This window comes from Stenotrophomonas sp. STEN033 (assembly GCF_056856655.1).
Genome location: NZ_JBXFWM010000006.1, coordinates 18109 through 35513 on the forward strand (window position 1 = coordinate 18109; position 17405 = coordinate 35513).

The following is a 17405-nucleotide window of genomic DNA, read 5'->3' on the forward strand; positions in this document are numbered from 1 at the left end:
CGGACGGCCATTGGGCCTAAGGGCGGGCATTTTACGCTTTCGCGGGCCGGGATGCAAAGTTTGCGTTAAACCTCGGTATTCAGGCCAATGCCGCTGCAGCCAACTCGCCAAACCGGCGCGTCCAGCCCCCCGCGTCCCCGGGTCGTTGCACCAGCTCCCGGACGCTTTCGAGGAACGCCGAACGGGGTAGATGCTCGGCGCCCATCCGCAGCAGGTGCGGGTTCTCCACCTGTGCATCCATCAACGGCCAGCCCCATTGGGCCAACGTCCCGGCCAAGGCCGCCAGTGCCACCTTGGAACCGCCGCTACGGCCACTGAACATGCTTTCGCCGAAGAACATCTGGCCGATGGCGACACCATAGATGCCACCTACCAACGCCTCCTCGTCAAATACTTCCACCGAATGCGCGTAGCCGAGGTGATGCAGGGTGACATAGGCCTGGTGCATGGCGGGGGTGATCCAGGTGCCATCCTGGCCGGGACGCGGGGCTGAGGCGCAGGCCTGCATCACCTCCGAGAACGCGGTATCGGCGCGGATGGTCCACTTGCTGTTGCGCAGTCCGCGGCGGAAGCGCGAGGACAGGTGGACCTTGTCGGTGCGGAACACCATGCGCGGGTCCGGCGACCACCACAGCAGCGGCTGGCCCTCGGAGAACCACGGGAAAATGCCGCCGGCATAGGCATTGAGCAGGCGCACCGGGCTGAGATCGCCGCCGACGGCAAGCAGGCCATCGGGCTCCTGCAAGGCCAGCTCGGCGGGCGGGAATGGTGCATCGCTGGCGCTGTCCAGCAGGAACGGGCCCTTGTTGCTCATTGCGATGGATCGTCCAGCTTGAAGGGTGAATGGCGCAGCAGGTCTGCGCCATAGGTCGCGACATCCTCGCGCTCGCGGGCGCACCAGTCACGTGCGGCCTCGCGGAACTGCGGATGGGCCAGCCAATGATGGCTGCGCACCTGTGTTGGAAGAAAGCCACGCGCCAGTTTGTGCTCGCCCTGGGCGCCGGGTTCGAAGCGCTGCAGGCCTTCGCGCAGGCAGTAGTCGATGCCTTGGTAATAACAGGTCTCGAAGTGCAGGCCGGGCAGGGCGGCGCCGCCCCAGTAGCGTCCGTACAGCGTATCCGCGCCACGCAGGCACAGCGCACCAGCAATCGGCTCGCCATCCTGGATCGCCAGGAACAACACCAGCTGACGCGGCATCTGCTCGGCCATATGGCGCAGAAAAGCCAGGGTCAGCGCCGGCGCGTTGCCGTACTCGGCAAAGGTCTGCAGGTAGAAACCGTGCATGGCGCGCAATTCGTCCGCGCTGGCCTCATCACCATGGCGCACGACGAAGCGGATGCCGGCGCGGGCGACCTTGGCGCGCTCCTGGCGGATGTTCTTGCGCCGCTTGTGATCCATCGCGCCGATGAAGTCATCAAAGCTCTTCCAGCCCGGCTGGCGCTGCCACTGGAACTGCACGTCATCGCGCTGCAGCCACTGCGCGTCGAACAATGGGTTCTCATCGGCCAGATGGAAGTTGATATGCGCAGACGACAAGTCATTGTCCTGCACATGGCCAACGATGGCCTCGATCAATGCCTGCCGATCAGCCTCGCTGCGGGCCAACAGGCGCGGCCCGGTGACCGGTGAATAGGGCACGCCGCACAGCCATTTCGGGAAATACGCCAGGCCATGGCGTGCATACGCGTTGGCCCAGGCATGATCGAACACGAACTCGCCATGCGAGTTCTGCTTCAGGTAGCCGGGGGCGGCAGCAACAAGTTCGTCGTCGCGCCACAGGCTCAGGTGCTGGGCCTGCCAGCCCCATTCCGGGCGCAGGCAGCCATGCTGCTCCAGCCCACTGAGGAAGGCGTGGCCGACGAAGGGGTTGCTGCCGTCATGCAGGGCATCCCACTGCGCGGCGCGCAACGCTGCAAGGCTGTGCAGGACACGAGGTTGCAAACGCAGGTTCATGGTTCCAGCGTCAATACGTCGATGACGGGTGGGTTGAACAGGCGCAATGGCAGGCCGATCTCTCCGGTACCGCTGGTGGTGAAAACCCGTATCGGACCGCAGGCGCCCTGCATGACCTGCTCACCGCGATCGAAGCCATAAGCGCTCGGAATGACCTTGCGGTACAGCCAGGGGATGCGGATCTGTCCGCCATGCGTATGCCCAGCGAGAACAACGGCCACATTGCCGGTGCAGACCTGCATGGCGCTGTCGGGGTTGTGGGCAAGAATGATCGTGGGTCCGAGCAATGCCCCGCCCCCGAGCAGGAAGCGCGCGTCATCCCGGCCGGCCCAGCGGTCGCCGAGGCCCGCCCAGTTCACGCCGTTGGTATCCCGGAGCAGGCGTCCTTCGATGACGTTCATGCCATGCGCGGCGAGTGCGGCACGCAGGGGTTTGTCGATGTCCGGGCCGGGCTGTTGCTGGTCGTGGTTGCCGAGCACCACAAACGCAGGCGCGCGCAGGTCCGCCAGCGGCGCGAACAACTCCTGCAGCGATTGGCCTTGCGGCTCGTAGGTCAGGTCGCCGGCGATCGCCACCGCGTGGACATCCTGATCGTTGATGCGCGCCACCAATCGCTCCAGGAAGCGCCGATCCTTGTAGACGCCCAGGTGGATGTCACCGACCAGGGCGATGCGGCCAGCGGTGCCGGTACCTTCCAGCGTGGTGTGCCTGATCACGATCATCTGCGGCTCGATGAAGCGTGCCCAGACGAACACGCTGCAGCCAAGCAGCAGCACCGCAAGCACCGGCCGGTGGCGCGGATTGCGCCAACGCCACAGCAGCCAGGCGATGACAGGAAAGACCAGCCAGCTGCCATGGAACAGCAGCTGCTTGATCATCAGCTTGTCCATGGCAGGCAGGCGGAGCGGGGCGCTCAGGCGCCCTTTTCGTCCAGGAAGCGCTCGGCGTCCAGTGCGGCCATGCAGCCGAAGCCGGCCGAGGTGATGGCCTGGCGGTAGTGCTGGTCGGCGACGTCGCCGGCGGCGAACACGCCTTCGACCGAGGTCATGGTGGCATTGCCGCCCAGGCCGGAGCGGATTTCCAGGTAGCCGTTGTTCATCGCCAGCTGACCGGTGAACAACTCGGTGTTGGGCTGGTGGCCGATGGCGACGAAGAAGCCGTGGGCTTCGATATCACGGGTGCTGCCGTCCAGGGTGGACTTCACGCGCACACCGGTGACACCAGCGTCATTGCCCAGCACTTCGTCGACCTGGTGGTGCCACACGGTCTCGATCTTGCCGGCGGCGACCTTGGCGAACAGCTTGTCCTGCATGATCTTTTCCGCCTTCAAGGTGTCGCGGCGGTGGACCAGGTAAACCTTGCGGGCGATATTGGACAGGTACAGCGCCTCCTCAACGGCAGTGTTGCCGCCGCCGACCACGACCACGTCCTGGTCGCGGTAGAAGAAGCCGTCACAGGTGGCGCAGGCAGACACGCCGCGGCCCTTGAAGGCTTCCTCGGACGGAATGCCCAGGTACTTGGCGGTGGCGCCGGTGGCGATGATCAGCGCGTCGGCGGTGTACTGGGCGTTGTCACCGGTCAGGGTGAACGGGCGCTTGGACAGGTCGGCGGTATGGATGTGGTCGAACACCACTTCGGTTTCGAAGCGCTCGGCATGCGCCTGCATGCGCGCCATCAGGTCCGGACCCATCAGGCCGTGGGCATCACCCGGCCAGTTGTCGACCTCGGTGGTGGTCATCAGCTGGCCGCCCTGCTGCAGGCCGGTGACGACCAACGGCTTCAGGTTTGCGCGCGCGCCGTAGACGGCAGAGGTCCAGCCGGCAGGGCCAGAGCCGAGGATCAACAGGCGGGTGTGCTTGGTCGGGAGGCTGGAAGTGCTCATGTATACTCGCGAAAGTCAGGATTGGTGGCCCGAACGCGGCAGTCTGCAACTGTCCGGGCAAGCCAATAGAGTGGCGGTCGGACCCCGGTGAATCAAGGCACGTGAATGGAACTGCGCGGCCCGTTGGATACAACTCCGCTGTTTCCTTCATTGCTGCCGCCGCTGTCTGGCGGCTTTTTGACGTTTTCTGTCTGTCAGCCGTACCGCAATGCGCTGCAAGCGGGTGAAACCCGACGATCTGTCGTTTAATATCAATCACTAACCGTGCATTTTTAAGGTCTGGTCAAAGGTGGCGAAACAGGTCCCGGAACGCGACAAAAGCCCCAAGGCTGCCGCTGATGCGCGCAAGTCGGCGGCTGCAGCAGTAGACAATCCGCGTCGTCAAAAGCTCTGGCGTGATCTGGCGCTGATCGCGATCGCGCCCGCGCTGCTGTACCTGCTGGCCAGTCTGTTCACGTATTCGCCAACGGATCCGGGCTGGTCACAGTCGGGTTCGGTGGTTGCGCCCGTACACAACATGGGCGGCAAGGTCGGCGCGTGGATTGCCGATGTGCTGCGCCAGCTGTTTGGCTATGTGGCCTACCTGATCCCGGTGATGCTGGCTGCGGTGGCGTGGATCGCCATGTTCGGCCTGAAGAAGACCGACGAGCGCGGCCAGGATGATCTGGGCCCGGCGCTGCGTCTGGTCGGCATCGTCGGTTTCCTGATTGGTGCCACCGGTTTCCTGTACCTGCGCCTGCCGCCGGGTGATGTCGCCCGTGCCGGTGGTGGCTTGGGCGTATTGGTAGGCAAATCACTGCAGACCGGCTTTGGCCCGGTGGGCAGCAATCTGTTCCTGCTGGTGCTGTTGTTGACCTCGATCACCTTGGCCACCGGTTTGTCGTGGTTTGCGGTGATGGAGAAAATCGGCAAGTGGGTGTTGGCCCTGGGGCCGATGCTCAACAAGAAGAAAGAACAGGCCAATGAGTGGCAGCAGGCCCGCGTGCTGCGTGAGGAACGCGAGGAAGTGCGCAAGGTCGATGCCGAGGTCCGCGCCAAGCGCGAGCCGGTGAAGATCGAACCGCGCCCCACACCGATCATAGAGAAGAGCGACCGTGCCAAGCGTGAGACGCAGATCCCGATGTTCCAGGGCGTCAATGGCGATGGCTCGGACATCCCGCCGCTGGCCCTGCTCGACGACCCGAAACCGCAAGCCAAGGGCTACGACGAACAGACGCTGGAGACCCTGTCGCGGCAGATCGAGTTCAAGCTCAAGGACTTCCGCATCGATGCGCAGGTCGTCGGCGCCTATCCGGGTCCGGTGATCACCCGTTTCGAGATCGAACCGGCGCCGGGCATCAAGGTCAGCCAGATCAGTTCGCTGGACAAGGACATCGCCCGCGGCCTGTCGGTCAAGTCGGTGCGTGTGGTTGATGTGATTCCGGGCAAGTCGGTGATCGGCCTGGAAATCCCCAACGTCACCCGCGAGATGATCTTCCTGTCCGAGCTGCTGCGCTCCAAGGAATACGACAAGTCGGCCAGCGTGTTGACGCTGGCTCTGGGCAAGGACATCGCCGGCCGCCCCAGCGTGGCCGACCTGGCGCGCATGCCGCACCTGCTGGTGGCCGGTACCACCGGCTCGGGCAAGTCCGTTGCGGTCAACGCGATGGTGCTGAGCCTGCTGTACAAGGCCAGTCCGAAAGACCTGCGCATGCTGATGATCGACCCGAAGATGCTGGAGCTCAGCGTCTACCAGGGCATCCCCCACCTGCTGGCGCCGGTGGTCACCGACATGAAGGAGGCCGGCAACGGCCTGCGTTGGTGCGTGGCCGAAATGGAGCGCCGCTACAAGCTGATGAGCGCGGTCGGCGTGCGTAACCTGGCCGGCTTCAACAAGAAGGTGAAGGACGCCATCGACGCTGGCCAGCCGCTGATGGACCCGCTGTTCAAGCCCAACCCGGAGATGGGCGAGGCGCCGCGTCCGCTGGAACCGCTGCCGTTCATCGTCATCTTCATCGACGAATTCGCCGACATGATGATGATTGTCGGCAAGAAGGTCGAAGAGCTGATCGCGCGCCTGGCGCAGAAGGCACGCGCGGCCGGCATCCATCTGATCCTGGCCACGCAGCGCCCGTCGGTGGACGTGATCACCGGCCTGATCAAGGCCAATATCCCGACCCGCATCGCCTTTCAGGTCAGCTCCAAGATCGACTCGCGCACCATCCTCGATCAGTCCGGCGCGGAAGCGTTGCTGGGCAACGGCGACATGCTGTACCTGCCGCCGGGCACAGCCATGCCGGACCGCGTGCACGGCGCCTTCGTCTCCGACGAGGAAGTGCACCGCGTGGTCGAGCACCTCAAGGCCAGTGGTCCCACCGATTACATCGAGGGCGTGCTGGACGAAGTGCAGACCATGGGCGATGGCGTGGTGGTGGGGGCCAACGGCCTGCCGGAAGCCAGCGGCGGGGGCGGTGACGAGTCCGACCCGCTGTACGACGAGGCGCTGCGTATCGTCACCGAAACCCGCCGCGCCTCGATTTCCGGCGTGCAGCGTCGCCTGAAGATCGGCTATAACCGCGCCGCGCGCCTGATCGAGGCAATGGAAGCGGCCGGCGTGGTCACCGCGCCCGAACACAACGGCGACCGCACCGTGCTGGCTCCGCCGCCGCCCAAGCACTGAACGAAAGGGCAGCATTCAGCGATTGATTGCCGCCCATTCAGTTTGCAAGAGGCAGACTCTGCCTCACCAACGACACAACCATTCCAAGCCGCCATGACTGCATTCCTGCGCCACTCCGTTCTTGCTGTTGCCCTGGCTTGCGCCGGCCTTGCCGCCGATGCCCATGCCGGCGCCCGCGACGACCTGAAGTCCTTCACCAGCGGCCTGCGCGGCCTCGATGGCCAGTTCGCGCAGCAGGTGGTGGATCAACGTGGCCGGGTCAAGGAATCCTCCAGCGGCCGCGTGGCGCTGTCGGCACCGCGCCAGTTCCGCTGGGAGTACACCCGTCCGCATCCACAGCTGATCATCGCCGACGGCAGCAAGCTGTGGGTTTACGAGCCGGACCTGGAGCAGGCCCGGGTCAGCCCGCAGGGCACCGAGGAGCAGAACAATCCGCTCACCGCCCTGATCAACCCGGCGCTGCTGGAGCAGCAGTACGACATCAGCGAGGAAGCCGCACCGCGCGACGGCATGCAGTGGCTGTCGCTCACCCCCAAGCGCGATACCCAGGCCAGCTTCGATGTCGCTGCACTGGGCTTCTCCGGTGGCGCGCTGTCGCGGATGGAACTGACCGACGCGGTGGGCCAACGCACCATCATCAACTTCAGCGGCTGGAAGAAGAACCCCAGCTTTGCCGCCGGCACCTTCCGTTTCGTGCCGGGCAAGGACGTCGACGTGGTCGGCGAACGCTGAACCCGGAGCCGCCGTTTTTTGAGACCGGGGCAGGGCGGCCACGCTGCTAGAATGTGGGCGTGGCCAGATCCCGAAATATCTTTCTTGATGAAGCTCCCGCCGATCTGCTGACAGCGGACCGGGACAATATGCGTCCGCTCGCCGAGCGCATGCGTCCGCGTGCACTGGACGAGATGGTCGGCCAGAAGCGTTTGCTTGCACCCAACACGGCGCTGCGCCGCGCGGTCGAATCCGGGCGCGTGCATTCGATGATCCTGTGGGGCCCGCCGGGCTGTGGCAAGACCACGTTGGCCTTGCTGCTGGCCCAGTATGCCGATGCCGAATTCCGTGCCATCTCGGCCGTGCTGTCCGGCTTGCCCGACGTGCGCCAGGTGCTGGCCGAAGCCGCGCAGCGTTTCGCCGAAGGGCGACGCACGGTGCTGTTCGTCGACGAAGTGCACCGCTTCAACAAGGCCCAGCAGGATGCCTTCCTGCCGCATATCGAGCGCGGCACGATCATTTTTGTCGGCGCGACCACCGAAAATCCTTCGTTTGAGCTGAACTCGGCACTGTTGTCGCGCTGTCGCGTGCACGTACTTGAGTCGGTCTCGCCCGAAGACGTGGTGGAAGCGCTGCAGCGGGCCTTGGAAGATACCGAGCGCGGGCTGGGCGAGCAGGAAATCACGGTCTCGGCCGAGTCGCTGCTGGAGATAGCCCGCGCCGCCGACGGCGACGTGCGCCGCGCCCTGACCCTGCTGGAAATCGCCGCGGAACTGGCCGCAGGCGAGGGCGGTGAAATCACCCCGGAAACCCTGCTGCAGGTATTGGCCGACCGCACCCGCCGCTTCGACAAGAATGGCGAGCAGTTCTACGACCAGATCTCGGCGCTGCACAAGTCGGTGCGCAGCTCCAACCCGGACGGCGCCATCTACTGGCTGGCGCGCATGCTCGATGGTGGCTGTGATCCGTCCTACCTGTTGCGTCGGCTGACCATCATGGCGGTGGAAGACGTGGGCCTGGCCGATCCGCGGGCGCTGGAAATGGCGATCAATGTCTGGAACGCCTACGACCGCATCGGCGCACCGGAAGGCGATATCGCCCTGTCCAACCTGGTCGTGTACCTGGCCAGTACCGCCAAATCCAACGCGGCCTACATGTCCTTGCATGCGGCCCGCGCCGACATCGCCAAGTACGGCACCCAGCCGGTGCCGATGCACCTGCGCAACGCACCCACGCGCCTGATGAAGACCCTGGGCTATGGCCAGGGCTACCAGTACGACCATGACGTCGAAGGCGGTATCGCGCTGGACCAGACGGCGTTCCCGGATGCCATGGGCGAACAGGTTTATTACAAGCCGGTCGAGCGCGGCCTGGAGATCAAGTTGAAAGACAAGCTTGATCGCCTGCGCACCGCCCGCGAGCAGGCCCGCGCACAGCGCAAATGACCGCCATCCGCCACCCAATGCCTGGAGCTTGAACCCATGTGGCTTTCTTTCCTGGCCATCGGCGTTGGCGCAGCGCTCGGCGCCTGGCTGCGGTACGGACTGAGCCTCTGGCTCAACCCCGTGCACAACACGGTGCCGCTCGGGACCTTGACCGCCAACCTGCTGGGCGGCTACGTGATCGGGCTTGCACTGGCTTTCTTCGCCACCCGGCCCGAGCTCTCACCGCAATGGCGGCTGTTCGTGGTCACGGGGCTGTTGGGAGGGCTGACCACGTTCTCCACATTCTCCGCTGAAGTGGTCTACCTGCTGCAGCGCCAACAACTGGGCTGGGGCCTGCTGACCATTGGCCTGCATCTGATCGGTTCGCTGTCCATGACCGCCCTGGGCTGGTGGACCTGGCGCGCTTTGCGGCACCTGACTTGAGGTCGCTTTCAATGCCGCAGTCGATACCGCATCATGCGCCCACCACAAATTGAGCGTTTCCTGGACATGCAGCAAAAGCGGGCACACGAATGAGCAGACCAGCGTCGGATGACGCGGCCCGCAGCAAAGCAATCCAGGATTCTGAACCGGGCAGCGCCATCATCGGTGCGGATGTCGGCGGCACCTATGCGCGCCTGGGTTGGACCCGCCTGGATGGCAACGGCGCATTGAGCGTCCGCGGCTTTCGCAAGTACACCTGCGCCGAGCATCCCAGCCTTGCCGCGATCCTGCGCGACTACGCCGACTGGCTGGCCCGCGAGACCGATGCGCCCCCCATCGCGCACGCGGTCGTCGCCATTGCCGGCGTCCTCGATGGTGACGGCAATACGCTGCTGAATACCAATCTGGCCTGGCCGGTATCGCTGGCGGCAACCCGCCGCGAGTCGGGCATGCAAACGCTGGAGCTGATCAACGACTTTGTCGCCGTCGCTCAAGCGATGGCACATGCCGAGGCCGATTCGCTGCACCTGATCTGCGGTGATCCCGAGCAGGTAGCACCTGGCCCAGCCGTGGTGCTCGGCCCAGGAACCGGTTTGGGCGTGGCGGTATACCTGCCGGGTGGAAAGCCTTCGGTGCTGCCCAGCGAAGCAGGGCACGCCGCCTTGGCTGGTTCCAGCGCACTGGAGCAGGACGTGTTGCGCCTGCTGTCGCGGCGATACACCCATATCGACAACGAACGGATCCTGTCTGGTCCGGGCTTGATCACGCTTTACACCTGTTTGTGCGAGTTGCGCGGCAGCGTCCCGCAATGGCAATCGCCAGCCGAACTGGTTGCTGCCGCACGCAGCGGCAGCGATGTATTGGCGACAGAAAGCGTTGACGTATTCTGCGCATGGCTGGGCAGCCTGGCTGGCGATCTGGCGCTGACCTTCGGTGCACGCGCCGTCTATTTGACCGGTGGTATCACTGGTCATATCAGTGATTTCCTGCACGCAGGCGGCTTCCAGCAACGTTTCCTTGCCAAGGACCGCTTGTCACAGGCGTTGCGGCACGTACCGGTCTGGCGCGTTGAACACGGCGAGCTCGGCGTGCTCGGTGCCCTTGCCTGGCACGTGGACAAACTCACCGCACGCTGAGCCCAACCCAGGAGGTTCCCGCCATGAGTACCCGCAGACAGTTCCTGCAATCGTCCGCACTTATCGGTGCATTGGGCAGCGCTGCGCCCGGCCTGCTGGCGTCGCCGGCAGCTGCCAGCGGCGCTCGCGTGGTTTCAACCTGGGACTTCGGCGTCGGCGCCAACCAGGCTGCATGGAAGATCCTGGCCGCCGGCGGCAATGCGCTGGATGCGGTGGAAGCCGGCGCCCGCTGGGCGGAAAGCGAACTCTGCAACCCCACTGTCGGTCGCTGCGGCAATCCTGATCGCGATGGCGTACTGAGCCTGGACGCCAGCATCATGGCTGGCGATGGTCGCTGCGGCTCGGTGGCGGCATTGGCCGATATCCTGCACCCGATCACCGTCGCCCGCGCGGTGATGGAGAAGACCCCGCACGTCATGCTGGTGGGGGAGGGCGCCCAACAATTTGCCGTGCAGCAAGGACATGAACGCCGCAATCTGCTGACGCCGGAAGCAGAGAAAGCCTGGCGCGAGTGGTTGAAGACCGAGCACTACGCGCCGCAGATCAACGCCGAGCGTCGCGGTATTCCCGGCGACAAGGACAACCACGACACGCTGGGGATGATCGCCATCGACGCCAAGGGCGAGATGGCCGGTGCCTGCACCACCAGTGGTATGGCCTTCAAGATGCATGGCCGCGTCGGCGACAGCCCGATCATCGGCGCCGGCCTGTACGTCGACAACGAAGTAGGGGCAGCCACGGCGTCCGGCATGGGTGAGGAAATGATCCGCAATGCGGCCTCCTTCCTGGTGGTCGAATTGATGCGGCAAGGCCGTACGCCGGCGGAAGCCTGCCGTGAAGCCATCCAGCGTGTAGTACGTAAACGCCCCGAAGCCAGCCGTACCTTGCAGGTCTGTTTCCTGGCAATGAACCGCCGTGGCGAAGTTGGCGCGTATGCGCTGCATCGTGGCTTCGTCTACGCCGTGTGCGACAGCAGCAAGCAGGATGCGTTGCTCGAATCAGCTTCGGTGTACACGAGCACCCAGGCATGAGTTCGCCATATCTGCTGGAAATCGCCTGCAATTCGACAATGTCGGCCGTAGCAGCTCAGCAAGGTGGGGCCAACCGCGTTGAGCTGTTCGAAAACCTGGAGCAGGGCGGCACGACACCGTCCTTCGGTAGCATTGCAGTAGCGCGTGACCGTCTGCACATTCCGTTATACGTATTGATACGACCGCGTCCGGGTGACTTTCATTACGGATCGATGGAAACGGAGATCATGCTGCGGGACATTGCCCATTGTCGGCAGTTGGGCTGCGACGGGGTGGTCATAGGGGCACTGGATGCAGACGGCGAGATAGATGTAGCGCTGTGTCGCGAACTCGTTCGTGTTGCCGGGCCGCTGGACATCACCTTTCATCGCGCATTCGACGCGGCACGCGATCTACCTGCAGCGCTGGAACAGATAGTTGAGCTTGGCATCAAACGCATCCTCAGTTCGGGGGGCCATGCCGATGCCGCCGAAGGTAGCGCAACGCTTGCCAAGCTGGTCAAACAAGCCGGATCGCGCCTGCAGTTGATGGCCGGGGCTGGGTTGAACCCCCAAAACATTGCAGAGGTTGCGCAGCAATCGGGCTGCCTGCAGCTGCATGCATCGGCCAAGAGCAGACAGCGATCAGGGATGGCGTATCAAAACCCGGCACTCAAGGGTTTGGAAAACGACTGGATCCAGACTCAGGCCGACCTGGTCGGTGCCCTGCGGCAGGCCTTGGATGCCATCAGCTGAAGCTGCGTGTGCTGGCACCTGATCAATTAAAGTGACGTAACACTTTAATTGTGCGTATCGATGGACGACTGTCAGCGGAGCCGCACCTGGCCGGATCAATATCCATTCAATCTCTTGTTAAGGTGACGCGTCACTTTAAATACGAAGTCAGGCTTCTCTTGCCCACAGCCGACCTTAGCTGATCGAGGCTCTGACCTTCATGCGACCGTGGCGGCTGTCAACCAAGTCGAACGCACGGTACTGAATTGGAACTCTTCAACACGCCTGCAGGCTACTGCTCACAGCGTTGCTTCAGCTGCCAGCTGGCATTTAATCGTGACGAGTCACTAAATAAGCATTGGATCCGCAATAGCTTCAACAAGGACGGCTCACGCCCACAGACCGCAAGGCCATGACTTCAAATCTGGCGCGTTCTCGGCTACTGGGCAGGCCAGATTTCAAGGATTCAAACAGGGCTACATGCATCGACACGGCCGGGGATAAACGAGCCGCGCCAGTGGCGAAAGATGTCGTCCTTCAGAGCATGTGCCTCACAGAGGATCGGCAAAGTACTGCAAACCAAACCTTGGGAATGGCGACAGGAGCTGTTCTGATGCGGACTTCGCAGGAAACGAATACATACGGCCGCAGTTCCAGCACGAAGTCAGGGCGCTCGTTGCGAAAAAAAGGCGCCGGGCCACAGGGAGCCTTCGGATCTTTCATGGAACTCTTTTGAACATAATATACATTATGCGAAATTGCCTATCGGCGGATCCGTTGGGTCTGGCTCTGGATCACCTCTTGCCTGCCACCTCGTCCACCCCGCAAGGACGAAATCGAGGCATGAAGCACGACCCGCATGAACGTATCGAACTAACCGGCCCCTGGGCCGGTTTTGGTTTCCAGGGCGGCCACATGTGGACGCCCGAAGGCCACACGCTCTTTCCCGAAGACATGGTCTGGTGGTCGCTGACCTGCAACATTGCCAGGGAATGGCGATCGATGATGGCCGCGGCGAGAGATCCTGTTTCTCGATCGGCGCTGCCCGAAAATCCTTGTGCTGCAACGGTTTCCAATGCCGGCGTACCAGGTGGCCACGTGATCTATCTGCAGGACGTGCTCCGTCGACGGCAGGAAAAGCGGTTATCAGGAGGTCGCGATGCCAGGTTCGCCGAACCCGGAATGACAGACCGGGATCAGCTGGGGCCGAAACGCCCTGGGCGCGGGTAAAGCGTGGAGCGTCACCGCAGGGGCAACGCCCCTGCACCCCGTAATTACGTGACGCGTTACGTTTGTGGGTAACGTCTGGCCAGCTCGGCAACCAGGGCAGAAACACGCTTGGCGATACCCGACGTGTTGCACCGCTTGGCAGCGACGGTGCCCGATACGTAGCCAAGAAACGCCAGGTCTTTACGCAGGATGGCCAGAATGTCGGAATCCGACTGCTGACGCACATAGGCAGTCTCCCTGACAGCCACCGAGCTGAGTAGCCGCAGATCCTTGGACTTGCGCTGGCGATAATGCGCCTGGCGCTGAGCCGCAGTCATCGGGCCCTGGTCGTTGTCCAGGCAAGGACGACCGCGTTTGGGTGGCAGCAATTCAAGCGTGCCCGGATCGTTGATGTCTCGCATTTCTATCCCCTTGATTATTTATGTAACGCGTTACGCATTACATGAAGCCGGGCCGCGGCTGGATCGTGCTGTAGCTCTGCGACTGATAGGCCTCGTTCTCTGGAAACGTGCCGTGCGCTCGCTGAGAGCGGCCAATAACCGAACCTGGCACACCGGCAGCAGCAGATCGCGCAGGCGCGGCAGGAACGGCCACAGGAGCCACCATGGCCATCTCCACCTTGGGTGCCTTGTACGGGTTATAGACAGGGCCGAAACGCGCCAGGGTGCGGCATTCCGGCTGGCTTATGTCGTACTTGGTGCCCTGCTCCGTTATGCACGTGCACGACGCTTCGCGATCATCACCAGGCACAGGCATAGACGACATGCAGTAGAGCGCAGGCTGCGACACAGGAGCGCGCTCATCGAAGATGGGGGCGGTCTCGGGCATCGAAGCGAAGCGCGGTAGATGCGCCTTGGCGTAATCCGTCGGAGTTGCATACGTGCGCTGTGGTGATGCCCCACCCGCCCCGGTCGTCCCTCCGGGGGCGGTTGGGGCATTCAGTACCGAGTATCCAGCGGCTGCCTTCTCGGCTTCGAAACCTTCAATTCTGCGGTCAAAGTTCCACTTCAAACCGAGCAGGAGAAGGATCAATGCCAGGACGCCGCAACCAAGCCAAACGAGCCACATCGGCAGGCGGCGCTTCGTCGTAACAAGCGTGGTGCTGGTGTAGTAGTCGAAGACGTACTTCGGCCGCACCCAGTCCAAAACGTCATTACAAGCGCCCTGGACATTGCCCTGGTATTGGTTCCAGCGCTTGAGCTTGGTCTTGCTCTTGATGATCGACGTCTGCCGGACGTGGCAGTGCTCCTCATAGAGGCCGCGCAGGAACGGATCCAGCTGCAGGCCTTGCTGCGCGATGAGAATGAAGTCGAAACCACGGTGACGATGGCGCGCCATCGCCTCCACATGGTCGGGAACCTTGGCACCAGGGTTGCGGTTCGGAAAAACCGTGTAGCACTCATCCAGGAGGATAACGGAGCCGTCAGGCAGATCCTGCCACTTGGTGGGATCCTCCAAGAAGTGCATGCCCGCCTTGGCGAAGTCAAAGTCCTTGATGCCGTGAGCGTAGACCTCCCTTCCCTGCTTCTTGAACTCAAACGCCTTATCCAGGGCGTAAGCGGTCTTGCCGTGGCCAGGCTGGCCGGTTACCAGGTAAAGCGCCATCAGTTGCTCCCGAGCTTGGAAAGGATGACCTTCTGCGCCTTCGCGGCAGCGATCGCGGACAGGATCATGGTGACCATGATCCCGATGCCGGTGGCGTCCCAGTAGGCGACACCAACGGAGCCGAGCGCGGGCAGCTTGGACTGGATGAAGGATTTGAGGGCAGGCAAAGCCACCTCATGAGTGAACAAGCCGATGCCGAAGGCGAGCAAGACGCGGCCAAGGATGCCAGGGAGCCACTGGCGCAACGCATTGATCAACAGCGTGACCAACGCTCCAATAATCATGGGCATATCAAGCGCTCCTAGCGAGGATAAAGACTGAGGCCACAGCGCCGCACAGAATGAAGATTGCCTTCAACGCGCTGATGTAGTTGCACCAAATAGGCGGCGGTGATGCGAGCGTGGCAAGGAAGCCGGAGCTGACGCCTTGTCCGCCACTGGAAGCAAAACCGATACAGCTGCCGCCACCGAATCCGCTCTGATCCAAGTCGCCAGTGTCGAATTTTTTGTTGTGGACCTTAGGGGCATCTTGGGCGGTTTCACCCGAACCCGGGTCCTGGCCCATGCCGCCAACTTTGGTCCACTCAGGTTGGCCACCGTCACCATCACCGTTGCCGCTCTTGTTAGCCAGTTTTTCCAGCGTACAAGCGGATTTCCATTGTTGGATCAGCTGGGCATGCTCAGTAGCATCGCAGTCCTTGCCGACACAGACAGGCATAGCACCGCATGAGCCACCAGTGACATTACGATCACGGCGTGTATTGCAGTCGATGCGCCATTGCGTGCGCAGCTGCAAACACATGACCGGATTACCGTTGCAAGTTGGTGGAGATGAGCAGTTCTCACCACCCGACGCAGAATCCTTATTCGGATCATCGTCGCCCTCTTCGCTATCAGGCTTCCCATCACCATTGCTGTCGCGCTTGCAGGTGCCATCCTTGCCCTTGGCTTCGCCTGCCGCACATTGACCGTCGCCGGGCAAGCACTCACCGCTAGGCGCTTTTACGTTGCCAGCGGGACACTCATTCTTTTTGTTTTCGCAGGATCCATCAGCATTTTGAACTTTACCTTCCGGGCATGGTTCAGGCTTGCATTGGCCCTGTGAGTTCTGCTCAGCACCATCCTTGCACTTGCCTTCCTCTGGCTCGCAAGACGACATGGCGCTATTGAAGTAGTAGCCGCTGCCGAAATCATTCTTGCACTTTGCGTCATCGTAGTTGCTGCATGTGCCAGCTACAGACGTGTATTTGCCGTTGAAGTATCCATCGCCGGTGGAGTACCAAGCTTGTTTGCAACCATCGTTGCAGGTAACGGATCCATTACGGGGAATGCCGCCAGAGAGATAGGGATAAGGCCCGTTCCAATCGCCGCGCGTCTGACAGGTGTTGTCCTTGCCGTAATCGAAATCACCGTAATTTGCGTAGTAACCGCCGCCGTAAAGGATCTGCGAGGTGTAGCGGCCCAACTGCGGCGACTGACCGGAACCGACAACGCACTTGCCAGTGAATTTTTGAGCAGAGACAGGATCAGTGCTGCTTTTAAGGCGCGCGAGGGTATCGGCGTTGGAAGCGTTGCATGCACTGTAAGCAGAGCCCTGATCGGGATAAACGGCGGCATGCGCAGGCTCAATAACGAGCATTAATAGCGCAGCAAACAGGGCGATCGAAGCAAACCGAACGCCCTGGGCGATTCTGCAGATGTGAGCCATCACGAATCGAGCGCGAGCCACACAGCCCCCAGCATTCCGATCATGACGAAGTAACCTGCGTAAGCCATAGCACACCCCTTTTAGTGATTCGTTACAAAAAGGAAAGGGCGGGTTTCCCCGCCCTACCCCTGCCACTTGCGGTTTAGGCCGCAGCCTTCTTGCCCGCACGAATCAGGGCGATGACGCCTGCCAGTGCCAGGACAGCAGCACCGATCAACATCAGCTCGGCCTTGTCGATGCCTTCCGTGACGGCGCTGGCCAGATCACCAGCGAAGGCCGGTGCAACCATTGCGGTGAGGGCCAGAGCGGAAGCGCCCTGGGCGATCTGCTTGGCGCGAGCCGGCAGGTTGAAGAAACGTCGCATAGCAAACTCCTTGAAATTAGCCACCTGATGCCCGGCGGGCTTGCCGGATCATGTAACCCACTGACCAAGCGCCCACGATTGCAGCACTGATCAGGAGGCCCTCGCCCACATCGAGAGGCGGCGGAAAACTCGATGCGGGACCGAAGAAAACAGCACTACAGACACCGGTCGACGCGTCGTAGTCCTGCGCCTTGCAGTACGCAACCAAAACGGTGTCATCGGCCATGGGTCAGGCCGTACGTGCGACGGGAGCGGCGGCAGCCTTGGCCGCGACGGGAACCAGGACAAGACGCCCCAGCTTGGGATCGCCGAACTGATTGACCACCAGCGAGTCCTCCAGATCGACGGTGTATTCGCCGGGCTCGTGGGCGATGGAGCTGCCCAGGTCAAGCTTGATGCGCTGGCGGAACTTGGGGCATTCGGCGATGGCTTCCTGCGTGCGGATGGTGCCGGAGCGACCGCCCTTCTCCCAACGCTTTTCCTGTACGTCCTTGCTGGTGATCGTGACTTTCATCGGATAGATCCTCGGATTGAATGGATAAAGTG

Annotated in this window: 18 protein-coding genes; 8 read left to right on the forward strand and 10 right to left on the reverse strand. The window is 62.5% G+C overall.

The window, feature by feature from the left end; translation table 11 throughout:
- Positions 1-79 precede the first annotated feature (79 nt).
- The 4 genes from aat to trxB are packed head-to-tail and all read right to left on the reverse strand — an operon-like array spanning position 80 to position 3835.
- On the reverse strand, positions 80-814 hold the full coding sequence (gene aat / locus AC1VXC_RS03605) for a leucyl/phenylalanyl-tRNA--protein transferase (RefSeq protein WP_481539427.1): 735 nt from the start codon (positions 812-814) through the stop codon (positions 80-82).
- Positions 811-1953 carry a GNAT family N-acetyltransferase gene (locus AC1VXC_RS03610; RefSeq protein ID WP_481539428.1) on the reverse strand — a complete coding sequence of 381 codons (1143 nt, stop codon included), beginning with the start codon at positions 1951-1953 and terminating at the stop codon, positions 811-813. The genes aat and AC1VXC_RS03610 overlap by 4 nt, the downstream gene beginning before the upstream one ends.
- The gene (locus AC1VXC_RS03615) at positions 1950-2831 is read right to left on the reverse strand and encodes a metallophosphoesterase (protein WP_481539429.1); all 882 of its coding nucleotides are present in this window, start codon (positions 2829-2831) and stop codon (positions 1950-1952) included. Before AC1VXC_RS03615 ends, AC1VXC_RS03610 begins: the two co-directional genes overlap by 4 nt.
- Positions 2832-2866: 35 nt before the next feature.
- Positions 2867-3835 (reverse strand): thioredoxin-disulfide reductase, encoded by a 969-nt coding sequence (gene trxB, locus AC1VXC_RS03620; protein ID WP_313172049.1) that lies wholly within the window; start codon positions 3833-3835, stop codon positions 2867-2869.
- A gap of 289 nt (positions 3836-4124) precedes the next feature.
- Between trxB and AC1VXC_RS03625 the strand changes: the two genes are divergently transcribed.
- The 8 genes from AC1VXC_RS03625 (at position 4125) to AC1VXC_RS03660 (ending at position 13183) form a co-directional block, all read left to right on the forward strand.
- Positions 4125-6494: a DNA translocase FtsK gene (locus tag AC1VXC_RS03625; protein WP_481539430.1), complete on the forward strand. Its 2370-nt coding sequence runs from the start codon at positions 4125-4127 to the stop codon at positions 6492-6494.
- A gap of 93 nt (positions 6495-6587) precedes the next feature.
- A complete protein-coding gene (lolA, locus tag AC1VXC_RS03630; protein WP_313172045.1) occupies positions 6588-7226 on the forward strand; it encodes an outer membrane lipoprotein periplasmic chaperone LolA in 639 nt (212 codons plus the stop codon).
- Between the two features lie 128 nt (positions 7227-7354).
- Positions 7355-8650 (forward strand): replication-associated recombination protein A, encoded by a 1296-nt coding sequence (locus tag AC1VXC_RS03635; RefSeq protein ID WP_481539431.1) that lies wholly within the window; start codon positions 7355-7357, stop codon positions 8648-8650.
- Positions 8651-8686: 36 nt separating this feature from the next.
- Positions 8687-9073: a fluoride efflux transporter CrcB gene (gene crcB, locus AC1VXC_RS03640; RefSeq protein WP_313172041.1), complete on the forward strand. Its 387-nt coding sequence runs from the start codon at positions 8687-8689 to the stop codon at positions 9071-9073.
- A gap of 89 nt (positions 9074-9162) precedes the next feature.
- Complete coding sequence (locus AC1VXC_RS03645) at positions 9163-10209, forward strand: glucokinase (protein ID WP_313492846.1); 1047 nt, start codon at positions 9163-9165, stop codon at positions 10207-10209.
- Between the two features lie 23 nt (positions 10210-10232).
- Positions 10233-11240 (forward strand): glycosylasparaginase, encoded by a 1008-nt coding sequence (locus AC1VXC_RS03650; protein ID WP_313172037.1) that lies wholly within the window; start codon positions 10233-10235, stop codon positions 11238-11240.
- Entirely contained in the window at positions 11237-11974 is a 738-nt protein-coding gene (locus AC1VXC_RS03655; protein WP_313172035.1) for a copper homeostasis protein CutC, read from the forward strand. The genes AC1VXC_RS03650 and AC1VXC_RS03655 overlap by 4 nt, the downstream gene beginning before the upstream one ends.
- A gap of 822 nt (positions 11975-12796) precedes the next feature.
- Positions 12797-13183: a DUF3653 domain-containing protein gene (locus tag AC1VXC_RS03660; RefSeq protein WP_481540001.1), complete on the forward strand. Its 387-nt coding sequence runs from the start codon at positions 12797-12799 to the stop codon at positions 13181-13183.
- A gap of 56 nt (positions 13184-13239) precedes the next feature.
- Here AC1VXC_RS03660 and AC1VXC_RS03665 read toward each other — a convergent pair whose 3' ends face one another.
- From AC1VXC_RS03665 to AC1VXC_RS03690, 6 genes are all read right to left on the reverse strand, one after another.
- Entirely contained in the window at positions 13240-13584 is a 345-nt protein-coding gene (locus AC1VXC_RS03665; RefSeq protein WP_481540002.1) for a hypothetical protein, read from the reverse strand.
- A 37-nt stretch (positions 13585-13621) separates the two neighbouring features.
- The gene (locus AC1VXC_RS03670; protein WP_482995003.1) at positions 13622-14788 is read right to left on the reverse strand and encodes a zonular occludens toxin domain-containing protein; all 1167 of its coding nucleotides are present in this window, start codon (positions 14786-14788) and stop codon (positions 13622-13624) included.
- Positions 14788-15078, reverse strand: coding sequence for a hypothetical protein (locus tag AC1VXC_RS03675; protein WP_482995004.1), 291 nt, complete (start codon positions 15076-15078; stop codon positions 14788-14790). Before AC1VXC_RS03675 ends, AC1VXC_RS03670 begins: the two co-directional genes overlap by 1 nt.
- Position 15079: 1 nt before the next feature.
- Positions 15080-16495 (reverse strand): hypothetical protein, encoded by a 1416-nt coding sequence (locus AC1VXC_RS03680; RefSeq protein WP_481538050.1) that lies wholly within the window; start codon positions 16493-16495, stop codon positions 15080-15082.
- Positions 16496-16637: 142 nt separating this feature from the next.
- Complete coding sequence (locus tag AC1VXC_RS03685; protein ID WP_481538051.1) at positions 16638-16859, reverse strand: hypothetical protein; 222 nt, start codon at positions 16857-16859, stop codon at positions 16638-16640.
- Positions 16860-17088: 229 nt separating this feature from the next.
- Complete coding sequence (locus AC1VXC_RS03690; RefSeq protein WP_481538052.1) at positions 17089-17373, reverse strand: hypothetical protein; 285 nt, start codon at positions 17371-17373, stop codon at positions 17089-17091.
- Between the last annotated feature and the right edge of the window lie 32 nt (positions 17374-17405).

Coding starts and splice junctions, on each gene's coding strand:
- aat (WP_481539427.1), bottom strand. CDS start 814: ATGAGCAACAAGGGCCCGTTCCTGCTGGACAGCGCCAGCGATGCACCA.
- AC1VXC_RS03610 (WP_481539428.1), bottom strand. CDS start 1,953: ATGAACCTGCGTTTGCAACCTCGTGTCCTGCACAGCCTTGCAGCGTTG.
- AC1VXC_RS03615 (WP_481539429.1), bottom strand. CDS start 2,831: ATGATCAAGCAGCTGCTGTTCCATGGCAGCTGGCTGGTCTTTCCTGTC.
- trxB (WP_313172049.1), bottom strand. CDS start 3,835: ATGAGCACTTCCAGCCTCCCGACCAAGCACACCCGCCTGTTGATCCTC.
- lolA (WP_313172045.1), top strand. CDS start 6,588: ATGACTGCATTCCTGCGCCACTCCGTTCTTGCTGTTGCCCTGGCTTGC.
- AC1VXC_RS03635 (WP_481539431.1), top strand. CDS start 7,355: ATGCGTCCGCTCGCCGAGCGCATGCGTCCGCGTGCACTGGACGAGATG.
- crcB (WP_313172041.1), top strand. CDS start 8,687: ATGTGGCTTTCTTTCCTGGCCATCGGCGTTGGCGCAGCGCTCGGCGCC.
- AC1VXC_RS03645 (WP_313492846.1), top strand. CDS start 9,163: ATGAGCAGACCAGCGTCGGATGACGCGGCCCGCAGCAAAGCAATCCAG.
- AC1VXC_RS03650 (WP_313172037.1), top strand. CDS start 10,233: ATGAGTACCCGCAGACAGTTCCTGCAATCGTCCGCACTTATCGGTGCA.
- AC1VXC_RS03655 (WP_313172035.1), top strand. CDS start 11,237: ATGAGTTCGCCATATCTGCTGGAAATCGCCTGCAATTCGACAATGTCG.
- AC1VXC_RS03660 (WP_481540001.1), top strand. CDS start 12,797: ATGAAGCACGACCCGCATGAACGTATCGAACTAACCGGCCCCTGGGCC.
- AC1VXC_RS03665 (WP_481540002.1), bottom strand. CDS start 13,584: ATGCGAGACATCAACGATCCGGGCACGCTTGAATTGCTGCCACCCAAA.
- AC1VXC_RS03670 (WP_482995003.1), bottom strand. CDS start 14,788: ATGGCGCTTTACCTGGTAACCGGCCAGCCTGGCCACGGCAAGACCGCT.
- AC1VXC_RS03675 (WP_482995004.1), bottom strand. CDS start 15,078: ATGCCCATGATTATTGGAGCGTTGGTCACGCTGTTGATCAATGCGTTG.
- AC1VXC_RS03680 (WP_481538050.1), bottom strand. CDS start 16,495: ATGGCTCACATCTGCAGAATCGCCCAGGGCGTTCGGTTTGCTTCGATC.
- AC1VXC_RS03685 (WP_481538051.1), bottom strand. CDS start 16,859: ATGCGACGTTTCTTCAACCTGCCGGCTCGCGCCAAGCAGATCGCCCAG.
- AC1VXC_RS03690 (WP_481538052.1), bottom strand. CDS start 17,373: ATGAAAGTCACGATCACCAGCAAGGACGTACAGGAAAAGCGTTGGGAG.